The following is a 24,942-nucleotide window of genomic DNA, read 5'->3' as shown; positions in this document are numbered from 1 at the left end:
CCGGGGTCGCGGTATCGGCCAAAAAAGGGGGCGCTGAAGTTTGGCGGCGATTGTACTGGTCTGGCCGCATTAACGATAGGGTATTGCTCGGGCAAGACAGTTTTTCACAAATGAGGATAACTTTCAGTTACAAACTCTGGCTAGAATGCCATCTCACTCATGCCACCTCCCGTGTCGTCTGATCGAGCGGGATAAGCAGCCTGTTCACTCCAGTATTGCGACGGACTTCGTGAAACTCATTCTCGCTGCGATCTACATCCTGTCCATCGGCTACGTACACCTGCGGGGGCGCGTGCGGCACAAGTTCGGACGGCAATTGAGCGACCATTCGTCTTTCCTCGCGCCTATCAATTGCCTGCTTTATCTGTGCTCGAAGCTGCCCAACCGGCCGTACCTGAGCCCCGCCGACTTTCCAGACCTGAGCCCGTTGCAGACCCATTGGCAAGAGATCCGCGCCGAAGGCCTGAGCCTGCTGCAGGCCGGGGAGATCAAACGTTCCAATCAGTACGATGACGTAGGCTTCAACTCGTTCTTCAAGACCGGTTGGAAGCGCTTCTACCTCAAGTGGTACGGCGACAGCCACCCGTCGGCCATGAAGCTGTGCCCGCGCACAACCGAACTGGTGCAAGGCATCGGCTCGATCAAGGCGGCGATGTTCGCCGAGCTGCCGCCGGGCTCCAAGCTGGTTCGCCACCGCGACCCGTATGCCGGCTCCTATCGGTATCACCTGGGCCTGGAAACGCCGAATGATGCCGGTTGCTACATCAATGTCGATGGCGAGCCCTACCATTGGCGCGATGGCGAGGCGGTGGTGTTCGACGAGACGTTCATCCATTACGCCGAAAACACCACGCCCCATAACCGCATCATCTTGTTCTGCGACGTGGAACGGCCGATGAAGTTTCGCTGGGCCACGGCGTTCAACCGCTGGTTCAGCCGCACCGTGATGGCCGCCGCCGGTGCCCCCAACGACGCCGGTGACAAGACCGGCGGCTTGAACCGGGCGTTTTCCAGGCTGTACAAGATCCGACTGCAAGGCAAGGCGCTGAAGAAGCGCAACCGCAAGCTGTATTACTTGCAGAAATGGACCTTCTTCGGCGCTCTGCTGGCGATCTTCGTCTGGATCTGAAGGCGCGCCTGGCTTAGGTGATCATTGCACGGGCTTCTGCGCGCCCAATTGCTCCCACATCCTGGCGCCGATCCGTTGGCGATGGGCATAGCCTTCCCACGGATCGGCCCCCAGGCCCCGGGCCCGTTCCAGTGCGGTGTTGATGTCCCATTGCTGGGCGTTGCGCAGGCCATCCAGCTCGGCGCGGGCAATCGGCACCGAGACCGGCAACCCCGGCCGCGCCCGAACCGAGTAGGCGCTCACTGTGCTGGCGCCGCGGGCGTTGCGCAGGTAATCGATGAATACCTTGCCGACCCGATTCTTCGGGCCCAGGGTGGCGGTGATCTTTTGCGGCACCTCCCGCGCCAGGAACTGGGAGATTGCCTTGGCGAATGCCTTGGTGGTGTCCCACCCTTCGCTGCGCGCCAACGGCACGATGACGTGCATGCCCTTGCCGCCACTGGTCTTGAGGAACGCCTGCAAGCCCAGCTCATCGAGCACCGACAAGGTCAGACGGGTGGTTTCCAGCATGGCGCTCCAGGGCAGGGACGGATCGGGGTCCAGGTCCAGGACAAACAGGTCAGGCGTTTCGATCCGCTCGTGGGTGGCGGTCCAGGTGTGCAATTCCACGGTGCCCATCTGTGCGGCGCTGACCAGCGACTGGACGCTGTCGATTTCCATCAGGGCCGCGTGGCCCGGGTCCAGCGCCTGGTCCAGTTGCCTGATGTGGGGGATCTCCAGGCGATCGGCATGCTTCTGGAAGAACTGTTCCTCGCCGATCCCGTCGGGCGCGCGCAGCAACGCGACGGGCCGTTGTTTCAAGTGCGGCAGGATCCACGGGGCGATGTCGGCGTAGTACTGGGCCAGCTCGGTTTTCTGCACGCCGCTGAGGCTGTCGATGACCCGGTCCGGGTGGGTGATGCTCACACCCGCCACCTCCACCGTACGCTGCTTGCGGCCGCGTTGCGGGGGGGAGGCTTGGTGCTTGAGCGGCAACGGGTGCTCGCGGACGATCTTGCCCGCCGGCATGTCGGCCAGCAGTTCGACGAAGGCCGGACGGTGCACCAGGCCATTGGCGGTCCACTCGGTGAATTCGACTTCACCCACCGAATCGGGTTCGACCCACTGCACACCACGCGCCTGCACGGGGCTGACCGGTTTGGCCAAGGGCGAAGTGTCGCGTTCCCGCGCGGACAAGGCCGCTTGCAGTTGCTCCCTCTGCGCCCGGGTAAACCCCGTGGCAACTCGCCCGGCATACACCAGTCCGGCACCGTTGTTGACCGCAAGCAGCAGCGCGCCGAAGCCGTCGGGCCGGTCTTGGGGGCGGGTGAAGCCGACAATCACGAAGGCTTGGCGCAATCGGCATTTGAGGTTGACCCAATCGCTGCTGCGCCGCGACACATAGGGGCTGCCCAGGCGTTTGCCGACCACTCGGTCCAGTGACAGGGCGCTCGCGCTTTCGAGTATTTCGTCCTCGCTGGCGGAAAAAGCCTCGGAAAACCGCAAGCGCTTGCCGGCGTGGCCCCTCAGGACCTGCTTCAGCGCGGCGCGGCGCTCTTCCACCGGCGTTTGCCGCAGATCCTCGCCATTGAGGAAGGGCGCGTCGAACAGCACGTACACCAGGTCCACGGTGCGGCCAATATCGAGGGCGTTGCGCAGGGCGGCGAGGTCCGATTGACCGTCGTCGTCCAGCAGGATCAGGTCACCGTCCAGCCAGCTGTCCCCCAGGTTCAATTCGGCCAGGGCGTCGACGTGCAACTTGAGCCGCGCGGTCCAGTCCTCATGATTGCCGCTGAGCAGGCGAATGTTGCCGTTCTCGATGCGGGTCATCAGCCGGTAGCCATCGAATTTGACTTCATAGCGCCATTCGCCCGAGGGCGGCTGTTCCACGGGTGTTGCCAATTGTGGTAACAGCCGTTCGGGCAGCGGGTGGCGGTTGGGGCGGGTGGTTTTGTCCCGATGGGTAGCGGACACACGGGCAGATTCGCGCTTGGCCTTGGCCATGACAGGTTCCCTTGTATAGCTGGCAGCCGGGGCTTAGCCCCGGGAGGCCTTGGTGGCTTTTTTTGCGGGGGCGGACTTGCTGGTTTTCGCTGTTTTTGCAGAGGGTTTTGCCGCGGTTTTTGTCGGTTTGTCCGGCGCCTTGCCTTTGCTGCCCAGGCTGCGCTTGAGCAGTTCGGTAAGGTCGATGACGTCGGCGCTCTTGCGTTGTTCTTCGCCCGGGTCGGTCTCTACCGCTTCGAGCCGGCCCTCGTTGGCTTTCTTCTCGACCAGTTCCATGATCCTGTCCTGGAAGCTGTCGCGGTACTCTTCCGGCGTCCAGTCGGCGCTCATGTCTTCCACCAGGCGCCTGGCCATGTCCAGTTCACCCTTGACCAGCTGGGGCTTGGTGACCTCATCACCCAGTTCGAGAATGTCCAGCTCGCGCACCTCCGCCGGCCAACGCAGCATCACCAGCACCAGCGCCGACTCCAGCGGCATCAGCGCGGCCAAGTGCTGGCGTGTGTGCAGCACGACATGGGCCAGGGCCACTTTGTGGGTCTTGACCAGGGTTTCGCGCAGCAGCGCATAGACTTTGCCGCCGCGCTTGTCGGGTGCCAGGAAATACGGGGTGTCGATGTTTTGCAGCGGGATCTTCTCGCTGTCGACAAAGGAAAAAATGTCGATGGTCTGGGTGGATTTGGGGTGCGCCGAGCGGATTTCCTCTTCGTCGAGCAGGACATACTGGCCTTTCTGGTATTGGACGCCTTTGACGATGTTCTCCTTGGTCACTTCCTTGCCCGTGACCTTGTTGACCCGTTTGTAGCCCACCGGGTCCATGCTGCGCTTGTCCAGCCAATCGAAATCGACGCCTTGGGACGAGGTCGCCGACACCAGCGCGACAGGAATGTGGACCAGTCCGAAACTGATTGCGCCTTTCCAGATTGCCCTGGCCATGGTGGTGATGTCCTTGTCGATGGATGTCTCTCTGGTGACCGTCGGGCCTTTGGAAAAGTTTCCACCGTGCGCTGGCTGGCAAGCGTCGTCAGTGCGACGCAGGGGCCGTCTTAGAGATGCCTGGTTACATCTTCGCGGGGATATTTCGCTTAACAACGGCGAACCTGCGGCGTAGCGTGCTTTCGATATGGCTGAATCCAGGAGGTGTCCGAAATGAACCGGCTGATGCTCGCCCTCATGGCGCTACTCATGGCCCCGCTGGCCCAGGCCGCCGCGCCATCGCCCAGCCCGGCGTTCGTCGTCGCCCAGAACCTGCCGGGCAACAGCAACCCCTATAACAGCCCGACACGGCGGGCCAATCCCAATAGCATGCAGGGCACCCGGTCGAATGTGCCGACGATCCAGAACAACCCGACGGTGCCGGTGCCTCGGCCACCCACCCTGGACAATGGCGGGATCGGCAACGGCTACCCACGCTCCGGCCCGCCAACGGGCTCGCCACGGCCCACCATCGAATCCCCGACACCCCCCAGAGGAACCCAGGACAGCCATCGCTAGGCGTGGAGCCTGGCTGACTTATTTCCATTACAGAAGGACGTGTGCATGTTGCCTAAAACACTCCTGGCGATCTTTTGCGCCAGCGCGGTTCTCACCCTGGTCACGCCGGTTTCAGCCGCGCAGACCCAACAGTTCAAGAGCGAGGAAGGCACCCTGGAGGTGACCACGTTGACCAAGGGGCTGCAACATCCCTGGTCTGTGGCGTTCCTGCCCGGCCAGCAGGGCATGCTGGTCACCGAGCGCACGGGCAATCTGCGCGTGGTAAGCCCTGATGGCCAGCTCTCTGCGCCATTGAGCGGCGTGCCCGAGGTGTGGGCCGAGGGGCAGGGCGGCTTGCTCGACGTCGTACTGTCACCGGACTTCCTGCAGGATCGCACCGTCTATCTGTCTTATGCCGAAGCGGGAGCCGATGGCAAGGCGGGCACTGCCGTGGGCCGGGGACAACTGTCCGAAGACCGCAAGCGCCTGGAAAATTTCAATGTAATCTTCCGCCAGCAACCCAAGCTGTCGACGGGCAATCACTTCGGCTCACGGCTGGTGTTCGACCGGGACGGCTACCTGTTCATTACCTTGGGGGAGAACAATGACCGGCCTACCGCCCAGGACCTGGACAAGCTGCAGGGCAAGGTCGTACGTATCTACCCGGACGGCAAGGTCCCGGACGACAACCCTTTTGTCGGGCAGAAAAACGTCCGTCCCGAGATCTGGTCCTATGGCATGCGCAATCCCCAGGGCGCAGCCCTGAACCCCTGGAATGGCACCTTGTGGGAGAACGAACATGGGCCCAAGGGCGGCGATGAGCTGAACGTCATCGAGCGAGGCCAGAATTATGGCTGGCCGCTGGCGACCCACGGCATCAACTATTCGGGTGCCCCGATTCCCGAAGCCCAGGGCAAGACCGTCGAAGGCACCCTTGGCCCGCTGCATGTCTGGCAAGTGTCGCCAGGGCTCAGCGGCATGGCGTTCTACGACAATGACCGCTTCAAGGCCTGGCAGCGCAACGTGTTCATCGGGGCGTTGGCGTCCAAGGAGCTGATCCGCCTGGAATTCGAAGGCGACAAGGTGGTTCATGAGGAACGCCTGCTGGGTGAACTCGGCGAGCGCGTGCGCGACGTGCGCCAGGGGCCGGATGGCTACCTGTATGTGCTGACGGATGAGGCCAGCGGGGCGTTGTATAAGGTCGGGCTGAAATAGATAAGGTCGCGCCCACGAGGCTGTTGGGAGTCGGGTTGCCGTGGCCAGGCTCCCACAAGCAGACCTCATGGGCGCAAATTGCAATTGACTTGCCTCCAACGCCCGGCTAGTTTCCAGGCATGACTTTCACCGTACTGCGCAGCCAGCCAAGCATTATTACCGCCATTCCTTATTTGGCGGGTTAGCTGTCGGCTGCACCCAACCCGCCCTGGAGGCGGGTTTTTTCTTTCTGTCTCCCGGGTTCTGTCCAAACCAGGAGACCGCCATGACCGCTACCCCCGCCGAGCAAACCCCGCTGGAGCACTACGTCAAGAAGATCCTCGCCGCGCCGGTGTACGAGCTGGCAGTGCGCACGCCGCTGCAAGCGGCCCCGGCATTGTCTGAAACCTTGGGCAACCGGATCCTGCTCAAGCGCGAGGACTTGCAACCGACGTTTTCTTTCAAGATCCGCGGTGCCTACAACAAACTCGTGCAACTGACCCCGGAGCAGCGCGCCCGGGGTGTCATCACCGCCTCGGCGGGCAACCATGCCCAGGGCGTGGCACTGGCGGCCCGGGAGCTGGGGATTTCGGCCAGCATCGTGATGCCCCTCACGACCCCGGAGCTGAAAGTGCTGGGCGTGCGCAACCGCGGCGCCGAGGCGTTGTTGCACGGCGAGAGCTTTCCATTCGCCCTGGCCTATGCGCTGGAACTGGCCCGGCAGACGGGGCGCGAGTTCGTGTCGCCGTTCGATGACCCGCAAGTGATTGCCGGGCAGGGCACCGTCGCCATGGAAATCCTGCGCCAGCACCCTGGCCAACTGGATGCGGTCTTTGTTCCGGTGGGCGGTGGCGGATTGATCGCCGGGATCGCTGCCTACATCAAGTACCTGCGGCCAGACGTGCGGATCATCGGGGTCGAGTCTGAGCATTCTGCGTGCCTTGCCGCCGCGTTGAGCGCAGCAGAGCGAGTCATCCTGGCCGAAGTGGGCACTTTCGCCGACGGCGTCGCCGTGGCGCAGATAGGCGTCCACAGCTTCGAGGTTTGCCGGTTCTGCGTCGATGAAGTGATCACCGTGAGTAACGACCAACTGTGCGCGGCGATCAAGGACATCTATGACGACACCCGTTCTATCACCGAGCCCTCGGGTGCGCTGGCGGTGGCGGGCATCAAGCAGTACGCCGCCCGCACCGGTCTGCGAGACCAGACCTGGGTGGCGATCAACTCGGGGGCCAACATCAATTTCGACAGCTTGCGCCATGTGGCGGAGCGCGCGGCGGTAGACGCCGTTTGAATTTTTACGCCACGTCACACTTTTTTTGAACGAGGCGACGGACGCCCACTTGCGCGAGCCAAATTGGGGCTACTCTGGCTTCGACAGGATGAATGCAATTGCAGTTTGCATGAAGAAAGCGCCGTTTCCTTGCATTCTGCACGGGCGGTGCGCCAGGCAACGTCGCTAAGTCATTGATTGATATCAATCTCTGTTTTCGGCATTGCAGGCATATTTTTTGCGAGAGTGTTCAGGAGCGAGAGTGTTCAGGAGTCCGCTGGTTGGACTCATTGAATCACAACGCCAAAAGACGAACGAACGGCTCGGCATTCGTAGTCCCAGTCCGCAGGGAAGAAACGGACGAAAATACCGCCGTCGTATACATAAGTTGGCCGCCTCAACAGGAGAGAGTCGCCATGTTTTTATCTGCCCTCGAAATGCGAAACATCATTGAAAGCAGCTTGTTGCCCAAGCGCTCCCAATGCAGCTTGTCACCCGATCTGACAATGACGGTCAAGATTTATGACGATCATGAGACCGATCGCGTGGCGTTGATCAAATCCGATATCGATGCCAAGAAGCTCACCGGTTGCCGGGCGATCAACGACCTGATTGCCGAGTTGCGTACTGAACTCGATCACGGCCACCACATGGGCAGCCATGTTCATCAGCAGCACCGAATGACCGGGCGCTAACGGCGGCCTTTTCCCGGTAAGCCTGACGCCTGGGTCCGGTCAACGTCCGAACCCGGCGTCCAGTTTTTTCAGGGCGTTGGCGTTCAGTCCGCGCTCGTGCAAGCCTGCGACAGCTTGTTGTACGAGATATCTCGGGTTTGCCCCGCTTTGTCGATGTACACCATCTGGGCAGTGACCACTTCGCAATAAGGTGTGGACGGCTCCGTCAATGACAGCACCTTCTTGATTTCCAACGGCATGCCATAGCGATAGGGCGTGGGCTGTAGGTCGTCGGCCTGGGCCAGACCGGTGAAGCCGGCCAGGCTGAGCAACGACACAACGGCGATTAACGCACGAATATTCATGATCAGAACTCCGCAGCAGAGAGAGGACGACCGGGTGCCTGGGCACCGAGGTCTGCCGCGCAGGGCCTTGGGGTGAGGAGGGCGCGGTCCGGGTCAGTGTCGGATCGCGGGATTAAAAGGCGGTTAAGCGCTGCGCTTGGCTGCGGGGCACCCAGGCAACTGCCAGGCCCGAGCGGGCGGCAGTTGCTGGGGGATCAGTTCAACTGGTGCCGGTAGGGCAGGTCCGGCCCGGTCTTGCCGCAGGTCAGGGCGGCGGCACGCATGGCGAACTCGAGCATGGCGCCAATCTGTTCGCGGCTCAGGCTGTGCAGCCCTTCGATCGAATCCAGTCGCTGTTCCGTCAGCCAGGCAATCAACGCCGCCTGGAACGTGTCGCCGGCCCCGACGGTGTCTGCCATCTTCACTGGGAAGGCGGGCATTGACCAGGCGCCATACTGCCGGCTGAACACCGTGGCGCCCTGGCCGCCACGGGTCAGGAAGACCAACTGGCAACGGTGTTGCAGCCACCCTTCGATGACCGCTTGGGGATCGAGTTCGGGGTAGAGCAGGCTCAAGTCTTCGTCGCTGACCTTGATGAGGTCGGCGTACTCCACCAGCATCGCCATCCGTGAGCGCCACAGTTCGATGTCCGGTTGCGGGTTGAGTCGTACGTTGGGGTCCAGGGTGATCAGGCGCCGGCCGCTTTCGCGCAGCACCAGGGCCAGGAGCGTATCGCCCACCGGCTGGACCACCAGGGAAAACGAGCCCACGTGCAAGCCACGTACTTCGGGGCCCAGCGCCGGCAGGTGCTCCAGGTGCAACTGGCGGTCGGCACAGCCTTCCCCTCGAAAGCTGTAATGGGGGGAGCCATTGGCGCCCACGGCGACCATCGCCAGGGTCGTCGGCGCATCGACCTCCCGCAGGTAATGGGTGCAGACGCCTTCATCCACCAGGACCTGGTGCAAGCGTCGACCGAGGTAGTCGGTGGACAGGCCGGTGAACAGCGCGGCCTCGATCCCCAGGCGGCGCAGCCCCACGGCCACGTTGAACGGCGAGCCACCGGCCAGGGCCTTGAAGTTCACCTGCGAGGCAGGGGTCTGCGCCTCGGTCCCGCTGAAAAAATCAAACAGTGCTTCACCACACACCAGATACATAGTTGCCCGCTCTCAAAGGGTTGCGACGTGTTGTCGGTATCGTTCATAAGCTTGTTGCGACGCCGCGACATGCGCGGCGACAGGCTGGGTTTCGCTGGCCGGGTCGAGCTTGACGCAACGCTCGCACAGCTCGGCCAGGCCATGTTGCGCACCTGACTGGCACCAGGCAGCCTGGATGGCCGCACCGAGGGCGGCCGCTTCGCTCTGTTCGGTGCAGATGACCGTGGTGTCCATGATATCGGCGACGATCTGCCGCCACACCGGGCTTTTCGAGCCGCCGCCGATCAGCCGGATGCTCTGGGCCTGGAGCCCGTTGGCCCGCAGCAGGTCCAGGCCATAGCGCAAGCCGAAGGTGGTGCCTTCGACCACGGCGCGGCACAGGTTGGCCCGGGTCAGGTTGGTGGTGGTCAGGCCCAGCAGGCTGCCAGTGGCGTGGGGCAGGGCCGGGACCCGCTCGCCGTTGAGGAACGGCAGCATGCACACGCCCTCGGCGCCGATCGGGGCTTCGGTCACCAGGGTGTTGAAGGCGTCGATGTCCAGCGCCAAAAGCTCACGGACGGCCCCGGTGGCGTTGGTCAGGTTCATGGTGCAGATCAACGGCAGCCAGCCACCGCTGGAGGAACAGAACGTCGCCACCGACGGTTGCGGGCTGACCACTGGCTGAGCGGCATAGGCGTATACCGTGCCGGAGGAACCGAGGCTCATGGTGATCACGCCGGGCTGGATATTGCCGGTGCCGATGGCGCCCATCATGTTGTCGCCGCCACCGCTGGCCACCACGGCGTCAGGGTTGATGCCCAGGTGCGCGGCGATGGCCGGCAGGATGCGCCCGACCGGTTGGTGCGCCTCGATCAGTTCCGGCAGCGCCGATTGCAGGCGTCCGCTGGGATCGATGTGGTGCAGCAATGGCTCATCCCATTGACGGGTGCGGACATTGAAATAGCCGGTGCCCGAGGCGTCGCCATATTCGGTGCAGTGGCGGCCGGTGAGCCAGTGGTTGAGAAAGTCGTGGGGCAACAGGATGCGGGCGATGCGGTTGAACACCTGCGGATGCTGTTCCCGGGTCCACAGCAGTTTCGACACGGTGTAGCCGGGGGCGATGACCACGCCGAGGCGCGCCAGGGAGCCGCTTTCGCCGCCTAGGTGGGCCAGCAACCGGTCGTTTTCCGGCGTGGTTTCGGTGTCGCACCAGAGCTTGGCCGGGCGCAGCACCTGGTCTTGCTCGTCGAGTAGCACCAGTCCGTGTTGCTGGCCAGACACACCGATGCCGAGAATGGCCTGGCCATCCACACCGGCGTTGGCCAGCGCTTGCCGGGTCGCTTGGGTGAAGGCTTCGAGCCATTCCCCGGTGTCTTGTTCACGGCAGCCGTTGGGGCCGCTGATCATGGAGTGGGCCGCCGCACCGAGGCCCAGGACCTGGCCACTGGTGGCGTCCAGCACCAGCGCCTTGGTGCCTTGGGTGCCGCAGTCGATGCCCAGGAACAGTTGTTGGTTTGCCATAGAAATCCTTGATATCAATGAACCGTCAGCACAGAACTGTTTGGACCGGGACATGGTGGAACCTGTGGCGGGGGGATTTATCCCCTCGCCACAAAAAGCGGCCGGATCCGCAGGTTTATTCCGTGTCAGCCAATACTCGCTCAAGTGTTCGCGTTACCCCGTGTTCGCGCAAGCTGTTGCAGCACCATTCGAAGGCTGCCACGAACTCCGGCGAGCGGGGGATGGCCGTGCCAAAGATCTCTTCCACCTCCAGCAATCGCTGGGTCACCAGCGGATCGTCGGCCACCAGCGCCTGGCAGAACGCTGCCCGTGGGTCTGGAATCGTATAGGCCAGGCCATTTTCGTCCACGCCCTTGAGGTACACGGCCCACGCTGCCACCACCAGGGCCGCACGACGTGTCTCGCGCCCGTCGGCGATCAGGCGATTGATCGTCGGTACGGTGAACTTGGGAAACTTCGACGAGCCGTCCGAGCACACCCGCTCCAGCTGGTCGGCAATCGCCTGGTTGGAAAAGCGCTCCACCAGGGTGTCCTTGTAGTCGGCCAGGTCGATGCCCGGCACCGGCGCCAGTTGCGGCGTGACGTCCAGGTCCATGTAGGCGCGCATGTAGCGCACGAACAGCGGGTCGTTCATGGTCTCGTGGACAAAGCGATAGCCCTTGAGAAAGCCCAGGTAGGTCAACGCCAGGTGGCTGCCGTTGAGCAGCTTGATCTTCATTTCTTCATAGGGGGTGACGTCGTCGGTGAACTGCACGCCGACCTTTTCCCAGGCCGGACGACCGTTGACGAACTTGTCTTCCAATACCCATTGCACGAACGGCTCGCAGACCACCGGCCAGGCGTCGTCGATGCCGTGTTCGTCGTGCAGTTGCAGGCGGTGGGCGACGCTGGTCATGGGTGTGATGCGGTCGACCATGGCGTTGGGGAAGCTGACGTTCCGGTCGATCCACTGGCCCAGCTCGGCGTCCCGCAGCGCGGCGAAGGCCAGCAGCGCCTTGCGGGTCACGGCGCCGTTGTGGGGCAGGTTATCGCAGGACATCAGGGTAAACGCCGGGGTGCCGGCGGCGCGACGCTTGGCGAGCGCGGCGCAGAGGAAACCAAACACGGTCTTCGGCGCGTCGGGATGGGCCAGGTCGTGCTGGATCTGTGGCAGGTGGGCCATGAACTCGCCATTGCTGTCGTCGATGCAGTAGCCGCCTTCGGTGATGGTCAGCGAGACGATGCGGATCTGCGGGTCGGCGAGCTTGTCGATCAACGCCTGGGTGCCGTCCTCGGCCAGCAGCATGGCGTTGATGGCGCCGATCACCCGGACTTCGGTGTCGTCGGTGTCACCCAGCTCGTACAGGGTGAACAGGTAGTCCTGGCCGGCCAGGTCGTCCCGGGCGCGGCGATCCTCGGCCCGCAGGCCGACGCCACAGATGGCCCAGTCCAGGTCGGTGCCAGTGTTCATCAGGGCGTCGGTGTAGTACGCCTGGTGGGCCCGGTGAAAGCCGCCGACGCCGATGTGGGCGATGCCTTGGCGGACGTCGCTCAAAGAGTAGGCGGGCAGGGCGACCGCCGGGTTGAGGTTGTGCAGGTTCTGTCGGTTGAGTTTCATGGCGGTTCTCGGCAATCAGGCGGCGGCGCGCAGCGCACGGGGGACCGCTACGCCATCGGCATCGAATAGGTGGCAGTGTTCAGCGTCCAGGTGCAGGTTCAGTTGCTCGCCAAAGCGGCTGGCCAGGTCGCCGCGCACTCGCATGGTCAGGGCCTCGCCCGAGGCCGTGACGACGTGGCAGAACGTGTCGCTGCCCAGTCGCTCGCTGACGTCGGCGGTGACCGCCAGCGTGCAATCGCCCGCTTGGGCCAGGTTCAGATGTTCCGGGCGAATCCCCAGGGTGACCTCTGCGCCGACGCTCAGGCGGGCGCCGCTCAAGGGCAGGTGGATCCGGGTGCCGGCGTCCAGCAGCACTTCACAGCCCTGGCTGTCGAGCCCACTGACCTTGCCCTTGAGAAAACCCATCTTGGGCGTGCCGAGGAACCCGGCGACAAACAGGTTGGCCGGCTGGTGATACAGCTCCAGCGGCGAGCCGACCTGTTCGATGCGCCCGCCGTTGAGTACCACCACCTTGTCGGCCAGGGTCATGGCCTCGACCTGGTCGTGGGTCACGTAGATCATGGTCGCTTGCAGTTCCTTGTGCAGCCGCGCCAGCTCCAGGCGCATCTGCACCCGCAGTGCGGCGTCGAGGTTGGACAAGGGCTCGTCGAAGAGGAAAATCTTCGGGTTGCGCACGATGGCCCGGCCGATGGCCACGCGCTGGCGCTGGCCGCCGGACAGCTGCTTGGGCTTGCGTTCGAGCATTGGCCCCAGTTCGAGGATGCGCGCGGCTTCGTTGACCTTTTTCTCGACCTCGGCCTTGGGCACGCCGGCCAGGTCCAGGGCGAAGGACATGTTCTTGCGTACGCTCATGTGCGGGTACAGGGCATAGGTCTGGAAGACCATCGCCAGGTCGCGCTTGGCCGGGCTGACTTCGGTGATGTCCCGCCCGTCCAGTTCGATGGTGCCGTCGCTGACTTCCTCCAGTCCGGCAATCAGCCGCAGCAGCGTGGACTTGCCGCAGCCCGAGGGGCCGACGAACACCACGAACTCGCGGTCGTTCACTTCAAGGTCGATGCCCTTGATGATGGAAAAGCCTTCGAAGCCTTTTTGCAGATTCTTGATTTTCAGGTTGGCCATGAGGATGGGCCTCCACTTCTTATAAGGGTGTAGGGCGCGTTATTTCACGGCGCCGAAAGACAAACCGCGCACCAGCTGTTTCTGGCTGATCCAGCCGAAAATCAGGATCGGCGCGCAGGCGAGGGTCGAGACGGCGGACAATTTGGCCCAGAACAGCCCTTCGGGACTGGAGTACGAGGCGATCAGCGCCGTCAGCGGCGCGGCTTTGGACGATGTCAGGTTCAGTGACCAGAACGCCTCGTTCCAGCACAGGATCAGCGACAGCAGCACGGTGGACGCCAGGCCCCCCTTGGCGATCGGCAACAGCACGCGCACCATCTCCTGCCACAGCGTGGCCCCGTCCAGGCGGGCGGCTTCGAGGATGTCGCGGGGAATGTCCTTGAAGTAGGTGTAGATCATCCAGACCACGATTGGCAGGTTGATCAGCGTGTAGATGGCGATCAGCGCGATCCGCGTGTCCAGCAGGCCAAAGCTCTTGGCCAGCAGGTAGATGGGCATCAGCACGCCCACCGGTGGCAGCATCTTGGTGGAGAGCATCCACAGCAACGTGCCTTTGGTGCGTTGGGTTTCGTAGAAGGCCATGGAGTAGGCCGCCGGCACCGCAATCAGCAGGCACAGAGCGGTGGCGCTGAAGGAAATGACCACCGAGTTCCAGGCGAAGCTGATGTAGTTGCTGCGTTCGTTGATGTGCAGGTAGTTTTCCAGCGTCGGCGTAAAGATGAACTGCGGCGGCGTGGCGAACGCATCGATTTCGGTCTTGAAGCTGGTCAGCACCATCCAGAAGATCGGAAAGAAGATCACGATGGCGATGGCCCACGCCAGCGTACCCAGCAGCAGGCTTTGCAGGCGACGCGATTGTTGAAGTGTCATGGCGGCGGCCTCAATGCTTGTCGGTGAGGTTTTTGCCAATCATCCGCACCAGGATGATGGCGGCGATGTTGGCGATGACCACGGCGATCAGGCCACCGGCCGACGCCATGCCGACGTCGAATTGCACCAGCGCCTGGTTGTAGATCAGGTAGGCGAGGTTGGTGGAGGCGTAGCCCGGGCCACCGTTGGTGGTGGTGAAGATCTCGGCGAACACCGACAGCAGGAAAATCGTCTCGATCATCAGCACCACGGCGATCGGCCGGGCCAGGTGCGGCAGGGTCAGGTGCCAGAAAATCGCGATCGGGCCGGCACCGTCCAGCCGTGCAGCTTCTTTCTGTTCCTGGTCGAGGGACTGCATGGCGGTCATCAGGATCAGGATCGCGAAGGGCAGCCATTGCCAGCTCACAATGATGATGATCGACAACAACGGGTAGTGGGCGAGCCAGTCCACCGGTTGTGCGCCGAACAGTTTCCACACGGCGGCGAGAATTCCCGAAACCGGGTGGAAAATCAGGTTCTTCCAGATCAGCGCGCCGACGGTGGGCATGATGAAGAATGGTGAGATCAGCAGCACGCGCACGATGCCGCGACCGAAAAACTCGCTGGCCTCCAGCAACGCGCTGATCAATACCCCGAGCACGATACTGATCAGCAGCACGCTGCCCACCAGCAACAGGGTATTGGTGGCGCCGGGCATGAACCCCGAGTCGGTCAGGAAGTAAGTGAAGTTCTCCAGCCCGACGAACTCGTTCTCGCCGGGATAGAGCAGGTTGTAGCGGATCATCGAGAAGTAGACGGTCATACCCAGCGGCACGATCATCCACAGCAGCAACAGGGCCACCGATGGGCTGACCAGGAACCAGCCAGGGTTCGCCAGGCGGATCTTGCGCGCCGGCGGGGCAACCCCGATGGGCGCCTTGGTGGTTGTCGTCGAAGTATTCATGGCATTGGACCGATGTGTGCAGGCGAATGAATATCCCTGAATGTGGGGGCGGTCCCGTGTGGGAGCGAGCTTGCTCGCGATAGCGTCCTGACAGTCGATATCAAGGTGGCTGTCACACCGCCATCGCGAGCAAGCTCGCTCCCACACGGGAACTCCTACAAAACAATGAAAGCAGCGTGGTTACTTGGGATAACCGGCGCGTTTCATCTCGCGTTCGGTGGTCGATTGCGCGGCGGTCAGCGCCTGGTCCACGCTCTGCTGGCCGGTCAGCGCGCCAGAGAAGAATTTGCCCACCTGGGTGCCGATCGCCTGGAACTCAGGAATGGTCACCAACTGGATGCCGATGTAAGGCACCGGTTTGAGAGTTGGCGCTTTCGGGTCGGCGACTTTCAGCGATTCCAGCGTTACCTTGGCAAACGGCGCCGCCTTCATGTACTCGTCGCTGTAGGTCGAAGTACGAGTGCCTGGCGGAACGTTGGCGATGCCGTCGGTCTTGGCGACGAGTTGGCTGTATTGCTTGGAAGTTGCCCAGGTGGTGAAGACCTTGGCCGCGTCCTTGGCCTTGGAACTGGTGGGGATCGCCAGCGACCAGGAGTACATCCACGAGGTGCCCTTGTCGGTTTTTTCGTGGGGAGCGAAGGTGAAGCCGACGTGATCGGCGACCTTGCTCTGGGTCTTGTCGGTCACGAACGAGCCGGCGACGCTGGCGTCGACCCAGATCGCGCACTTGCCGCTGTTGAACAGCGCCAGGTTTTCGTTGAAACCGTTGCTGGACGCGCCCGGCGGGCCGGATTTCTTCATGTTGCTGACGTAGAAGTTCAGCGCATCCTTCCATTCGGGGCCATTGAATTCAGGTTGCCACTTTTCGTCGAACCAGCGCGCGCCGAAACCATTGGCCAGGGTGGTGATCAGGGCCATGTTCTCGCCCCAACCGGCTTTGCCCCGTAGGCACAGGCCGTACTGTTCCTTGGATTTGTCAGTGAGCTTTTCGGCGAATTCACCGATCTGGGTCCAGGTCGGGTGTTCGGGCATGGTCAGCCCGGCGTCCTTGAACAGGTCGGTGCGGTAATAGGTGATCGAGCTCTCGGCATAGAACGGCAGGGCGTACAGCGAGCCTTTGACGGACAAACCGTCACGCACGGAAGGGAAGACGTCGTCCAGATCGTAGGATGCCGGCAGGTCCTTCATCGGCTCCAGCCAGCCCTTGGCGCCCCAGAGTGCGGCTTCGTACATGCCGATGGTCAGCACGTCGAACTGGCCGCCCTGGGTGGCGATGTCGGTGGTCAGGCGCTGGCGCAGGACGTTTTCTTCGAGCACCACCCAATTCAACTGGATATCCGGGTGCTCGGCCTCGAAGGTCTTCGAGAGCTTCTGCATGCGGATCATGTCGCTGTTGTTGACGGTGGCAATGGTGAGGGTCTGTGCGCCGAAACTGACGCTGCTGAGGGTCATGCAGGTGGAGACAAGCAGAGCTTTTACCGAAGGTTTCATCGCGCACTCCTTTTCCGCGCCAGGGGCTGCAGAAGGACAGTTATTGTTTTTGTGTCTTCCGGATGAAGGGAAGAATGTGCGCTGATTACAGCCCGCCCTGCACGGCGTGACAAATCATCCGTCGCACTTGTGCTGATACTTTTTTGCACTGTAAAGAAAAAGCCAAGTGAGAAGGTTTACCTGTGGCGAGGGGATTTATCCCCGTTGGGTCGCGCAGCGGCCCCAGGGTGTTTGCCGTTGCGGCGTATCAGTTGGAATGAGAGAGGGCCGCTTCGCAGCCCAGCGGGGATAAATCCCCTCGCCACAGAAGGAAGGGGGCGATGCAAAAAAAGTCTCAGCCCAGGTTCTGCTCGGTCAAACGTTGCACCGCCAGGCGCCGGTAATGGGACGGGGTCATGCCCTTGAGCTGCTGGAAGCGCCGGTTGAAGTTGGAAATGTTGTTGAAGCCCGATTCAAAGCATACGTCTGTGACCGGTTTGTCGCCGTCGGCCAGTAGTTCACAGGATTTACTGATGCGCAGGCGATTGACGAATTCGATGAAACACCGGCCCGTAGCCTGCTTGAACACGCGACTGAAGTAAGTCGGCTTCATGCCCAGGTGCTCGGCGACTTCTTCCAGGGACAGTTCCCGGGCGTAGTGGGCAAAGATGTAGTCGACCGCGCGGTTGGTGCGGTCGATGCTGTGCTCGTCTGCCGGTTGCGAGGCGGTGGAGCCGGAAAGCAACTGGTAGTCGTCGGTGCCTGCCAGCAGCTCCATCAGGATGAAGAAATGCCCCAGGCGGCTCATGCCCTGGGCGTCGGCGATGCGCTGCATCAGGATCATGGCCTGGCGAATGGTGCGCTTGCAGCGGAACTCGATGCCGTACTGGGCTCGCTCCAACAGCGGCGCGACGGTCTTGAGCTCGGCAAAGACCTGGTGGCCGCTTTCGAACAGCTCGTCGGTGAAATTCACCAGCATGTCGCGCTTGGGCACCACTTCGTCCTCGGCCACCTGGCTGATCCAGTTGTGGGGCAGGTTAGGGCCGGTGAGAAACAGCGACTGCGGGTAGAAGTTGCCGATGTAGTCGCCGATGAACACCTTGCCGGAACTGGCGACGATCAGGTGCAGCTCGTATTCCTTGTGGAAATGCCAGCGCACCAGCGGGCACGGGAAACCGTGCTGGCGGTAGATGATGGACAGCCCGTTATGGTCATCCATCAACTCATAGGAAGGGTCGGTGACTCTCGCTGTTCGGGTCATGGGCCTGGCGCTTTTGTTGTTATCGCCGCTGGATAATGCCCCCTTCGTACGGCGGGTGCCAGCCCGGAGCCGATGTTGCGCCTCAGCCGTTGCGATTTTTTTCCTCGATCCACTGGGCCATGTACTGAGTGCTCTTGTGCTGGTGATGGCGCAGCATGCTGCCGGTAAAATTGTCGCGGCGTCGTTGCGCCAACTGCGCTCGGCAGGCCTCGATGCTTTCGATCAGCGCCGGGCCGTGCACCTGTTTGCGGTAGCGGTCCTGCAACAGGGCGAAGCCGGCGTCCCGGGCCTGGGTCCAGCGTGCCTGGTCGCGGTACAACTGCACCGCCGCATTGGCGATGGCCTCGGCGCTGTGGGCGATCACGCCGGGCCAGGGGTTCTCGCCCTGCATGGCCTCGGCGCCGATGGGGGTGGTGACATTCGGCGTGCCGCAGAGCATGGCGTCGATCAATTTGCCCTTGATGCCCGCGCCGAAGCGCAGGGGGGCTAGGCAGATGCGGGCGGCAGACATGACCTGCAAGGCATCTTCGGCCCAGTTCATGATGTGAAAGCCTTGCGCCGGGTTGTGCAGCGCGGCGGCCTTGGGCGGGGTGTAGGCACCGTACAAGTGCAGTTGCGCCGTCGGCAGTTGTTGGCGGATCAACGGCCAGATGGCGTTTTTCATCCACAGCACCGCATCCCAGTTCGGCGCATGGCGGAAGTTGCCGATGCTGAGAAAGTGCGCCCGGTCTTCGAACGGCACGGGCACCTCACTGGACAGGTCGAGCATCAGCGGGCACCAATGCAGCAGGCTGCGAGGCAGCTTGAAGTGTTCCACCAACAGTTCGATTTCGACCTCGGACACCATCAGGTTGAGGTCACAGCGGTACAGGGCGGCGATTTCTCGCTTGGCCAGGTCGGTGTCGGCCATCCGTTCGAACTCCTCACGCAGGGCCGGGGCGAACAGATCGCTGAAGTCCTGGGCGGTGTCGTCGACTTTCAGGCGATCCTTGAGGCGTTGATGACGGGCGTGGCGCAGGCTTTGCAGATCGGACGTCTCCAGCACGCGTACGGCGGTGGGGCAGTGCTTCTCCACCCGCCAGCCGAACTGCTCTTCCATCAGGAACTGGTCGAACAGGACGATATCGGGCGCCAGTTCGCGGATGAAGGTATCGAAACTGCTGCTATTGAGTTCGATCGGCTCCTCGCGGATGCCCAGGGCGGCGAGGTCGGCGCGGTGTTCGCCAAAACCGGCGGGGCTGCTGAAGGTGATGTCCCAGCCCTGGCCGAGGAAGGTTTCCAGGATCTGCATGACGTGCCCGCTGGCAGCCGATGAGCGTGGCTCTGGCCAGACATAGCCGATAACCAGGACTTTGGTGGCGGTGGGGTGACGCATGGGCGGGCGCTTCCTTGGATCGAATCAGGCGCCGTCGGCGCGCGGGGCGCCGATAGTGACCAAGATTACGCCCGGGCTCAAGAAAGAATGCCTTGGACCTTGTCGCGCAACTGATCGATGGAAAACGGCTTGCCGATCACCGCCATGCCCTCGGGTACGTCGATGCTCTCGGCATAGCCGCTGGCAAACAGGATCGCCAGCCCGGGGCGCACCAGCCTGGCCTGCTTGGCCAGTTCCCGGCCGTCCATCACCGGCAGGCCCACGTCGGTCATCATCAGCGCGATGGGCTGCTGCTCGTTGCGCAAAAATTCCAGCGCCTGGTCACAGCCATCTGCCTCCAGCACCCGGTACTCCAGCTCTTCCAGCACATCGACGATCAGCATCCGTACAATGTCATCGTCCTCGACGACCAGAATGGTGGGTGGGGTGGCGGGAACAGGGGTGGACATATCGGCATTCTCGAAAAAAGGGACGGGTGGGGCATCAATATGATTCGCCTCATGCATCAGTAAGTGGCGAGGTGGCACAAGTTCCCGGAGTTGTACAAGAAAGGATCTATAGTACAAGAGCTGACAAGGATAGTCGCTTCTTCGCTGCAAGGCAGACTGCCTGTGGGAATTGCGCCTTTGACTTGTCGGAAAATGTGGAATCAGCCGGTATTTTTCGGGCAAACTCCACGCTTTTCAACTGTCCACCAAGGCCTATTCCATGACCCTTCCGTCTTCGGTCGACGAGCAGAGTTTTCGTAAACTCCTGAGCCGCAACATCAGCCTGCCACTGGGCATCGGCGCCCTCAGCGCGGTGTTTTTCGTCGTGCTGATCACCTACCTGCTGTCGGTGATCCAGTGGGTCGGCCACACTGACCGGGTGATCAACAATGCCAACGAAGCCATCAAACTGAGCGTGGACCTGGAAACCGGCATGCGCGGTTACCTGTTGAGCGGCGACGAGCATTTCCTCGACCCCTATGAAGTGGCCAAGCCACAGATTTCAGCGGCACTCGATACATTGCTGGAATTGACAGCCGATAACCCGATCCAGACTGACCGCCTGCACCGGGTCCAGGCGCTCCAGACGGAATGGGCCGGCTATGCCCAGAGCATGATCGACCTGCAACGCAGCAGCGGCGATTACCGCGGCGCAGTCAAGGCCGGGCGCGGCAAGCGCTTGACGGACGAAATCCGCAAGACCTTCGAGGACATCGTCGAGACCGAACAGCAGTTGCGCGCCGAACGCAACGAGCGGGTACGGGCCACCACCGTCTGGAGCATCGCCCTGTACCTGGTGTTCGTCGCGCTGGTCAGCGGTCTGCTGGCGTACATCGGCCGTCGGGACCTGCTGGGGCTGTCCAACAGCTACAGTGCCAGCCTGAAAGTCCAGCAACAAAGCGCCGCGCACCTGGAAAAACTCGCCTGGCTGCGCAACGGCCAGACTCGGTTGGCCGAGCAGGTCCTGGGACAACTGACGCTCAACCTGCTGGGGCGCAACATCCTGCAGTTCTTTGCCCAGTACCTGGACACGGCCGTGGCGGCGATCTACGTGCGCGAAGAAAGCGGCCTCCTGAGGCGCGTCTCGACCTATGGCATGTCCCAGGATGAAGAACAGCAGCGCCAGGTCATCGAGGCCGGTGAAGGCATCGCCGGCCAGGCGGTGCAGCAAGGACGCCTGATCCGCCTGGATGAAGTGCCCGATGACTACCTGAAGGTCAGCTCCGGCTTGGGCCAGGGGTTGCCCAACAGTGTGCTGGTGGTCCCGACCAGCGACGATGGACGGATCAACGGCGTCATCGAGCTGGGCTTCCTGCGCCCGCTCGGCGAACGCGACATCGAGTTGCTGGAGCGAGTGGCCGGCAATGTCGGCACGTCCATCGAGGCCGCGCGTTATCGCCAGCGCTTGCAGGAAGTGCTGGCCGAAACCCAACAGTTGAACGAAGAGTTGCAAGTCCAGCAGGAAGAACTCAAGACCGCCAACGAAGAACTGGAGGAGCAGTCGCGCATCCTCAAGGAATCCCAGGCGCATCTGGAGGCCCAGCAACAGGAGCTGGAGCAGACCAACGAGCAGTTGGCCGAGCAACGCGACGCCATGGACCAGAAGAACAACGAGCTGAACCAGGCCCAGGTCCAGTTGCAGGAGCGCGCCGAAGAGTTGCAGCGTTCGAGCAAGTACAAGTCCGAGTTCCTTGCCAACATGTCCCACGAGCTGCGCACGCCGCTCAACAGCTCGCTGATTCTGTCCAAGCTGCTGGCGGAAAACCCGCAGCACAACCTCACCGAGGAACAGGTCAAGTTCGCCGAGTCGATCTATTCCGCCGGCAATGATCTGCTGAACCTGATCAACGACATTCTCGACATCTCCAAGGTCGAGGCCGGCAAGCTCGAAGTGCGTCCGGAAAACACCAGCGTGCCGCGCCTGGTCGAAGGGCTGCGGGAAATGTTCAAGCCCCTGGCGGCGGACAAGGGCCTGGCGTTCGAGGTGCAGTTGCTGCCGGACGCACCGCCGATGCTGTACACCGACCGCCAGCGCCTGGAGCAAGTGATCAAGAACCTGTTGTCCAACGCGGTGAAATTCACCGAGCACGGCGAAGTCTCGCTCACTGTGGCCGGTCAACCGGGCTCCGGCATTGCCTTCATCGTGCGCGATTCCGGCATCGGCATTGCGGCTGACCAGCAGCAGATCATCTTCGAGGCCTTCCGCCAGGCGGACGGCACCACCAATCGGCGCTATGGCGGCACCGGCCTGGGCTTGTCGATTTCCCGGGACCTGGCGGCCATGCTGGGCGGTTCGATTTCGGTTTCCAGCGAGCCGGGGCAGGGCAGCGTGTTTACCCTGGTGCTGCCGGAGCGCTATGTCGAGGCTGGCGAGCAACCGGTCGCGCCGCGCACATTCACCCCGACGACCACGGCACCCGTGGTGCCCAAGCCGACGCCGGCTGCGCTGATTGCCGACGTGGAGACGCCCATTGCCCAGTTCGCCGATGATCGGGACAATGCGCCGTTCGACAGCCGTTGCATCCTGGTGATCGAGGACGAGCCCAAGTTCGCCCGGATCCTGTTCGACCTCGCCCACGAACTCGGTTATCAGTGCCTGGTGGCCCACGGTGCCGACGAAGGGTTCGACCTGGCGTCACGGCTGAGCCCCGACGCGATCCTGCTGGACATGCGTCTGCCGGATCACTCGGGGTTGACGGTGTTGCAGCGCCTCAAGGAACAGGCCGGCACCCGGCACATCCCGGTGCACGTGATTTCCGTCGAGGACCGCGTCGAGGCCGCGATGCACATGGGCGCCATCGGCTATGCGGTCAAGCCGACCACGCGCGAAGAGCTCAAGGACGTGTTCGCCCGCCTGGAAGCCAAGCTCACGCAGAAGGTCAAGCGGGTCTTGCTGGTGGAAGACGACGACCTGCAACGCGACAGCATTACCCGCCTGATCGGCGACGATGACATTGAGATCACCGCCGTTGGCCTGGCCCAGCAAGCCCTGGACCTGCTGCGCGACAACGTCTATGACTGCATGATCATCGACCTCAAGTTGCCGGACATGCTCGGCAACGACCTGCTCAAGCGCATGTCCACCGAGGACATCTGTTCATTCCCGCCAGTGATCGTCTACACCGGTCGCAACCTGACCCGCGACGAAGAGGCCGAGCTGCGCAAGTATTCGCGCTCGATCATCATCAAGGGCGCCCGTTCGCCGGAGCGGCTGCTGGATGAGGTCACACTTTTTCTGCACAAAGTCGAATCCCGGTTGTCCCATGAACGGCAGCGGATGCTCCAGACCGCCCGCAGCCGTGACAAGGTATTCGAGGGCCGCAAGGTGCTGCTGGTGGACGACGATGTGCGCAACATTTTCGCCCTGACCAGCGCCCTGGAGGCCAAGGGAGCGATCGTGGTCATCGGCCGCAACGGTCTTGAGGCGATCGAGCGACTGAACGAAGTCGACGACATCGACCTGGTGTTGATGGACGTGATGATGCCGGAAATGGACGGATTCGAAGCCACCGCGCTGATCCGCAAGGACCCCCGCTGGCGCAAGTTGCCGATCATTGCCGTGACGGCCAAGGCCATGAAGGATGATCAGGAGCGCTGCCTGGCGGCGGGCTCCAACGATTACCTGGCCAAACCGATCGATCTGGATCGTCTGTTCTCGCTGATTCGCGTGTGGTTGCCGAATATGGAAAGAATTTAGTGGAACGAGACTCAGACATTGAATTGCGCTTGTTGATCGACGCGATCTACTTCAAGTACAGCTACGATTTCCGCGATTATTCCGGCGCTTCCATCAAGCGCCGGGTCCTCCACGCGCTGACCCAATTCGAATGCAAGACCATCTCGGCGTTGCAGGAGCGCGTGCTGCACGACCCGGGGGCGTTCATGCAGTTGCTGCAGCTGCTGACGATCCCTGTCAGCGAGATGTTTCGCGACCCGACGCATTTCCTGGCGATCCGCGAGGAAGTCGTGCCCCTGCTTCGGACGTACCCCTCGATCAAGATCTGGATCGCCGGGTGCAGCACGGGGGAGGAGGTCTATTCCATGGCGATCCTGCTGCGCGAGGAAGGCCTGCTGGATCGCACGCTCATCTACGCCACCGACATCAACCCGCGTTCGCTGGAAAAGGCCAAGCAGGGCATCTTTTCATTGGAAAACGTGCGCAGCTATACCCAGAATTACCAGCGGGCCGGGGGACGCTGCTCGTTTGCCGATTACTACACCGCGGCCTACGATTACGCGATGTTCGACAAGACCCTGTGCCAGAACGTGACCTTTGCCGATCACAGCCTGGCGACCGACAGTGTCTTTTCAGAAACTCAATTAATTTCTTGTCGTAACGTATTGATATATTTCAATAAAAAATTGCAAGATCGCGCATTTGGACTGTTTCACGAATCCCTGTGCCACCGTGGTTTCCTGGTCTTGGGCAGTAAGGAAACGCTGGATTTCTCGACCTACGGCAACGCATTCGAGCCGTTGGTCAAACCGGAACGGATCTATCGCAAGTTATGAACGAGACGATGGACAGACCCAAGTTTCCCATCGAGGCGATTGTCGTTGGCGCCTCCGCCGGTGGTGTCGAAGCGTTGCTCAAGGTGTTCGGACACCTGCGCAAGGGCTTCGGCTTGCCGATCCTGGTGGTGCTGCATTTGCCCGATGAGCGCGACAGCCAGTTGGCCCAGGTATTCGGCCACCGTCTCGCGGTTCCGGTCGAGGAGGCCCGGGACAAGCAGGACATCGTGCCCGGCACCCTCTATGTCGCCACGCCCGGTTATCACTTGTCGGTCGAGGCCGACCGCAGCCTGTCGTTGAGCCTCGAAGCGCCGGTGCACCATTCCCGACCGTCCATTGACGTGTTGTTCGAGTCGGCCGCCGATGTCTACGGCCGGCATCTGCTGGCGGTGGTCCTGACCGGTGCCAACAGCGACGGCGCCAAGGGCCTGGCGAAGGTTCGCGAGCTGGGAGGCTACACGGTGGTGCAGGATCCCCGCGAAGCCCAGGTCGCGACCATGCCCGAAGCGGCGCTGGCCCTGCACGAGCCCGATCATATTCTTACTTTGCAAGCCATCGGCCAGTTGCTGGCCGGGCTGGAATGAAC

The 24,942-nt window shown here is 62.2% G+C and carries 21 protein-coding genes; 8 read left to right on the top strand and 13 right to left on the bottom strand.

All coding sequences use genetic code 11. The features are described from left to right. The first annotated feature begins 229 nt into the window (after positions 1–229). Positions 230–1,129, top strand: a complete 900-nt coding sequence (lpxO, locus tag V5F23_RS14585) for a lipid A hydroxylase LpxO (RefSeq protein WP_338495440.1) — start codon at positions 230–232, stop codon at positions 1,127–1,129. A 21-nt stretch (positions 1,130–1,150) separates the two neighbouring features. On the opposite strand, the gene ligD is transcribed toward lpxO, so the two are convergent. Both ligD and V5F23_RS14575 read right to left on the bottom strand, forming a co-directional pair. After that, positions 1,151–3,112, bottom strand: coding sequence for a DNA ligase D (gene ligD, locus V5F23_RS14580; RefSeq protein ID WP_338495439.1), 1,962 nt, complete (start codon positions 3,110–3,112; stop codon positions 1,151–1,153). A gap of 33 nt (positions 3,113–3,145) precedes the next feature. Continuing rightward, positions 3,146–4,045 carry a Ku protein gene (locus tag V5F23_RS14575; RefSeq protein WP_042731141.1) on the bottom strand — a complete coding sequence of 300 codons (900 nt, stop codon included), beginning with the start codon at positions 4,043–4,045 and terminating at the stop codon, positions 3,146–3,148. 213 nt (positions 4,046–4,258) lie between these two features. Here V5F23_RS14575 and V5F23_RS14570 point away from each other — a divergent pair, with 213 nt between their 5' ends. The 4 genes from V5F23_RS14570 to V5F23_RS14555 all read left to right on the top strand — a co-directional run bounded on the left by V5F23_RS14570 (position 4,259) and on the right by V5F23_RS14555 (position 7,744). Then, entirely contained in the window at positions 4,259–4,603 is a 345-nt protein-coding gene (locus V5F23_RS14570) for a hypothetical protein (protein ID WP_042731142.1), read from the top strand. A gap of 45 nt (positions 4,604–4,648) precedes the next feature. Then, the gene (locus V5F23_RS14565; protein ID WP_042731143.1) at positions 4,649–5,797 is read left to right on the top strand and encodes a PQQ-dependent sugar dehydrogenase; all 1,149 of its coding nucleotides are present in this window, start codon (positions 4,649–4,651) and stop codon (positions 5,795–5,797) included. A gap of 265 nt (positions 5,798–6,062) precedes the next feature. Then, the gene (gene ilvA / locus V5F23_RS14560) at positions 6,063–7,070 is read left to right on the top strand and encodes a threonine ammonia-lyase, biosynthetic (protein WP_338495435.1); all 1,008 of its coding nucleotides are present in this window, start codon (positions 6,063–6,065) and stop codon (positions 7,068–7,070) included. Positions 7,071–7,465: 395 nt separating this feature from the next. Further along, positions 7,466–7,744, top strand: a complete 279-nt coding sequence (locus tag V5F23_RS14555; protein ID WP_042732138.1) for a DUF1652 domain-containing protein — start codon at positions 7,466–7,468, stop codon at positions 7,742–7,744. Between the two features lie 83 nt (positions 7,745–7,827). Here V5F23_RS14555 and V5F23_RS14550 read toward each other — a convergent pair whose 3' ends face one another. The 11 genes from V5F23_RS14550 to V5F23_RS14500 all read right to left on the bottom strand — a co-directional run bounded on the left by V5F23_RS14550 (position 7,828) and on the right by V5F23_RS14500 (position 19,805). Then, complete coding sequence (locus V5F23_RS14550) at positions 7,828–8,088, bottom strand: DUF2790 domain-containing protein (RefSeq protein WP_338495433.1); 261 nt, start codon at positions 8,086–8,088, stop codon at positions 7,828–7,830. Between the two features lie 194 nt (positions 8,089–8,282). Beyond that, positions 8,283–9,221, bottom strand: a complete 939-nt coding sequence (locus V5F23_RS14545; protein WP_338473499.1) for a carbohydrate kinase — start codon at positions 9,219–9,221, stop codon at positions 8,283–8,285. Between the two features lie 12 nt (positions 9,222–9,233). Then, entirely contained in the window at positions 9,234–10,721 is a 1,488-nt protein-coding gene (gene xylB, locus V5F23_RS14540; protein WP_338495432.1) for a xylulokinase, read from the bottom strand. 115 nt (positions 10,722–10,836) lie between these two features. After that, positions 10,837–12,318, bottom strand: a complete 1,482-nt coding sequence (locus V5F23_RS14535) for a mannitol dehydrogenase family protein (protein WP_338495430.1) — start codon at positions 12,316–12,318, stop codon at positions 10,837–10,839. Positions 12,319–12,333: 15 nt separating this feature from the next. Next, positions 12,334–13,437, bottom strand: a complete 1,104-nt coding sequence (gene ugpC / locus V5F23_RS14530) for a sn-glycerol-3-phosphate ABC transporter ATP-binding protein UgpC (protein WP_123579088.1) — start codon at positions 13,435–13,437, stop codon at positions 12,334–12,336. A gap of 39 nt (positions 13,438–13,476) precedes the next feature. Then, entirely contained in the window at positions 13,477–14,307 is an 831-nt protein-coding gene (locus V5F23_RS14525; RefSeq protein ID WP_042732678.1) for a carbohydrate ABC transporter permease, read from the bottom strand. Between the two features lie 10 nt (positions 14,308–14,317). Next, positions 14,318–15,250 carry a sugar ABC transporter permease gene (locus V5F23_RS14520; RefSeq protein WP_042732677.1) on the bottom strand — a complete coding sequence of 311 codons (933 nt, stop codon included), beginning with the start codon at positions 15,248–15,250 and terminating at the stop codon, positions 14,318–14,320. Positions 15,251–15,430: 180 nt separating this feature from the next. Next, positions 15,431–16,741, bottom strand: a complete 1,311-nt coding sequence (locus V5F23_RS14515; protein ID WP_042732676.1) for a sugar ABC transporter substrate-binding protein — start codon at positions 16,739–16,741, stop codon at positions 15,431–15,433. Positions 16,742–17,075: 334 nt separating this feature from the next. After that, positions 17,076–17,981, bottom strand: a complete 906-nt coding sequence (locus V5F23_RS14510; RefSeq protein WP_047738721.1) for an AraC family transcriptional regulator — start codon at positions 17,979–17,981, stop codon at positions 17,076–17,078. Between the two features lie 82 nt (positions 17,982–18,063). Next, entirely contained in the window at positions 18,064–19,356 is a 1,293-nt protein-coding gene (locus V5F23_RS14505) for a glycosyltransferase (RefSeq protein WP_053145062.1), read from the bottom strand. Positions 19,357–19,433: 77 nt separating this feature from the next. Beyond that, the gene (locus V5F23_RS14500; RefSeq protein WP_042730901.1) at positions 19,434–19,805 is read right to left on the bottom strand and encodes a response regulator; all 372 of its coding nucleotides are present in this window, start codon (positions 19,803–19,805) and stop codon (positions 19,434–19,436) included. A 259-nt stretch (positions 19,806–20,064) separates the two neighbouring features. On the opposite strand from V5F23_RS14500, the gene V5F23_RS14495 reads away from it, so the two are divergent. The 3 genes from V5F23_RS14495 to V5F23_RS14485 are packed head-to-tail and all read left to right on the top strand — an operon-like array spanning position 20,065 to position 24,940. Continuing rightward, positions 20,065–23,541 (top strand): response regulator, encoded by a 3,477-nt coding sequence (locus V5F23_RS14495; protein ID WP_338495428.1) that lies wholly within the window; start codon positions 20,065–20,067, stop codon positions 23,539–23,541. After that, a complete protein-coding gene (locus V5F23_RS14490) occupies positions 23,541–24,356 on the top strand; it encodes a protein-glutamate O-methyltransferase CheR (RefSeq protein WP_042730899.1) in 816 nt (271 codons plus the stop codon). Before V5F23_RS14495 ends, V5F23_RS14490 begins: the two co-directional genes overlap by 1 nt. Next, positions 24,353–24,940, top strand: coding sequence for a chemotaxis protein CheB (locus V5F23_RS14485; protein WP_042730898.1), 588 nt, complete (start codon positions 24,353–24,355; stop codon positions 24,938–24,940). The genes V5F23_RS14490 and V5F23_RS14485 overlap by 4 nt, the downstream gene beginning before the upstream one ends. Positions 24,941–24,942: the final 2 nt, after the last annotated feature.

This window comes from Pseudomonas sp. WP18, assembly GCF_036689585.1.
In the GTDB taxonomy this organism is placed as follows: domain Bacteria; phylum Pseudomonadota; class Gammaproteobacteria; order Pseudomonadales; family Pseudomonadaceae; genus Aquipseudomonas; species Aquipseudomonas chlororaphis_E.
This window is presented reverse-complemented; position numbering and strand designations above follow the sequence as displayed.

Bases quoted from the DNA above. Each gene is read 5' to 3' on its own strand.
- ligD (WP_338495439.1), bottom strand. From the start codon at position 3,112: ATGGCCAAGGCCAAGCGCGAATCTGCCCGTGTGTCCGCTACCCATCGG.
- V5F23_RS14575 (WP_042731141.1), bottom strand. From the start codon at position 4,045: ATGGCCAGGGCAATCTGGAAAGGCGCAATCAGTTTCGGACTGGTCCAC.
- V5F23_RS14570 (WP_042731142.1), top strand. From the start codon at position 4,259: ATGAACCGGCTGATGCTCGCCCTCATGGCGCTACTCATGGCCCCGCTG.
- V5F23_RS14565 (WP_042731143.1), top strand. From the start codon at position 4,649: ATGTTGCCTAAAACACTCCTGGCGATCTTTTGCGCCAGCGCGGTTCTC.
- ilvA (WP_338495435.1), top strand. From the start codon at position 6,063: ATGACCGCTACCCCCGCCGAGCAAACCCCGCTGGAGCACTACGTCAAG.
- V5F23_RS14555 (WP_042732138.1), top strand. From the start codon at position 7,466: ATGTTTTTATCTGCCCTCGAAATGCGAAACATCATTGAAAGCAGCTTG.
- V5F23_RS14550 (WP_338495433.1), bottom strand. From the start codon at position 8,088: ATGAATATTCGTGCGTTAATCGCCGTTGTGTCGTTGCTCAGCCTGGCC.
- V5F23_RS14545 (WP_338473499.1), bottom strand. From the start codon at position 9,221: ATGTATCTGGTGTGTGGTGAAGCACTGTTTGATTTTTTCAGCGGGACC.
- xylB (WP_338495432.1), bottom strand. From the start codon at position 10,721: ATGGCAAACCAACAACTGTTCCTGGGCATCGACTGCGGCACCCAAGGC.
- V5F23_RS14535 (WP_338495430.1), bottom strand. From the start codon at position 12,318: ATGAAACTCAACCGACAGAACCTGCACAACCTCAACCCGGCGGTCGCC.
- ugpC (WP_123579088.1), bottom strand. From the start codon at position 13,437: ATGGCCAACCTGAAAATCAAGAATCTGCAAAAAGGCTTCGAAGGCTTT.
- V5F23_RS14525 (WP_042732678.1), bottom strand. From the start codon at position 14,307: ATGACACTTCAACAATCGCGTCGCCTGCAAAGCCTGCTGCTGGGTACG.
- V5F23_RS14520 (WP_042732677.1), bottom strand. From the start codon at position 15,250: ATGAATACTTCGACGACAACCACCAAGGCGCCCATCGGGGTTGCCCCG.
- V5F23_RS14515 (WP_042732676.1), bottom strand. From the start codon at position 16,741: ATGAAACCTTCGGTAAAAGCTCTGCTTGTCTCCACCTGCATGACCCTC.
- V5F23_RS14510 (WP_047738721.1), bottom strand. From the start codon at position 17,981: ATGACCCGAACAGCGAGAGTCACCGACCCTTCCTATGAGTTGATGGAT.
- V5F23_RS14505 (WP_053145062.1), bottom strand. From the start codon at position 19,356: ATGCGTCACCCCACCGCCACCAAAGTCCTGGTTATCGGCTATGTCTGG.
- V5F23_RS14500 (WP_042730901.1), bottom strand. From the start codon at position 19,805: ATGTCCACCCCTGTTCCCGCCACCCCACCCACCATTCTGGTCGTCGAG.
- V5F23_RS14495 (WP_338495428.1), top strand. From the start codon at position 20,065: ATGACCCTTCCGTCTTCGGTCGACGAGCAGAGTTTTCGTAAACTCCTG.
- V5F23_RS14485 (WP_042730898.1), top strand. From the start codon at position 24,353: ATGAACGAGACGATGGACAGACCCAAGTTTCCCATCGAGGCGATTGTC.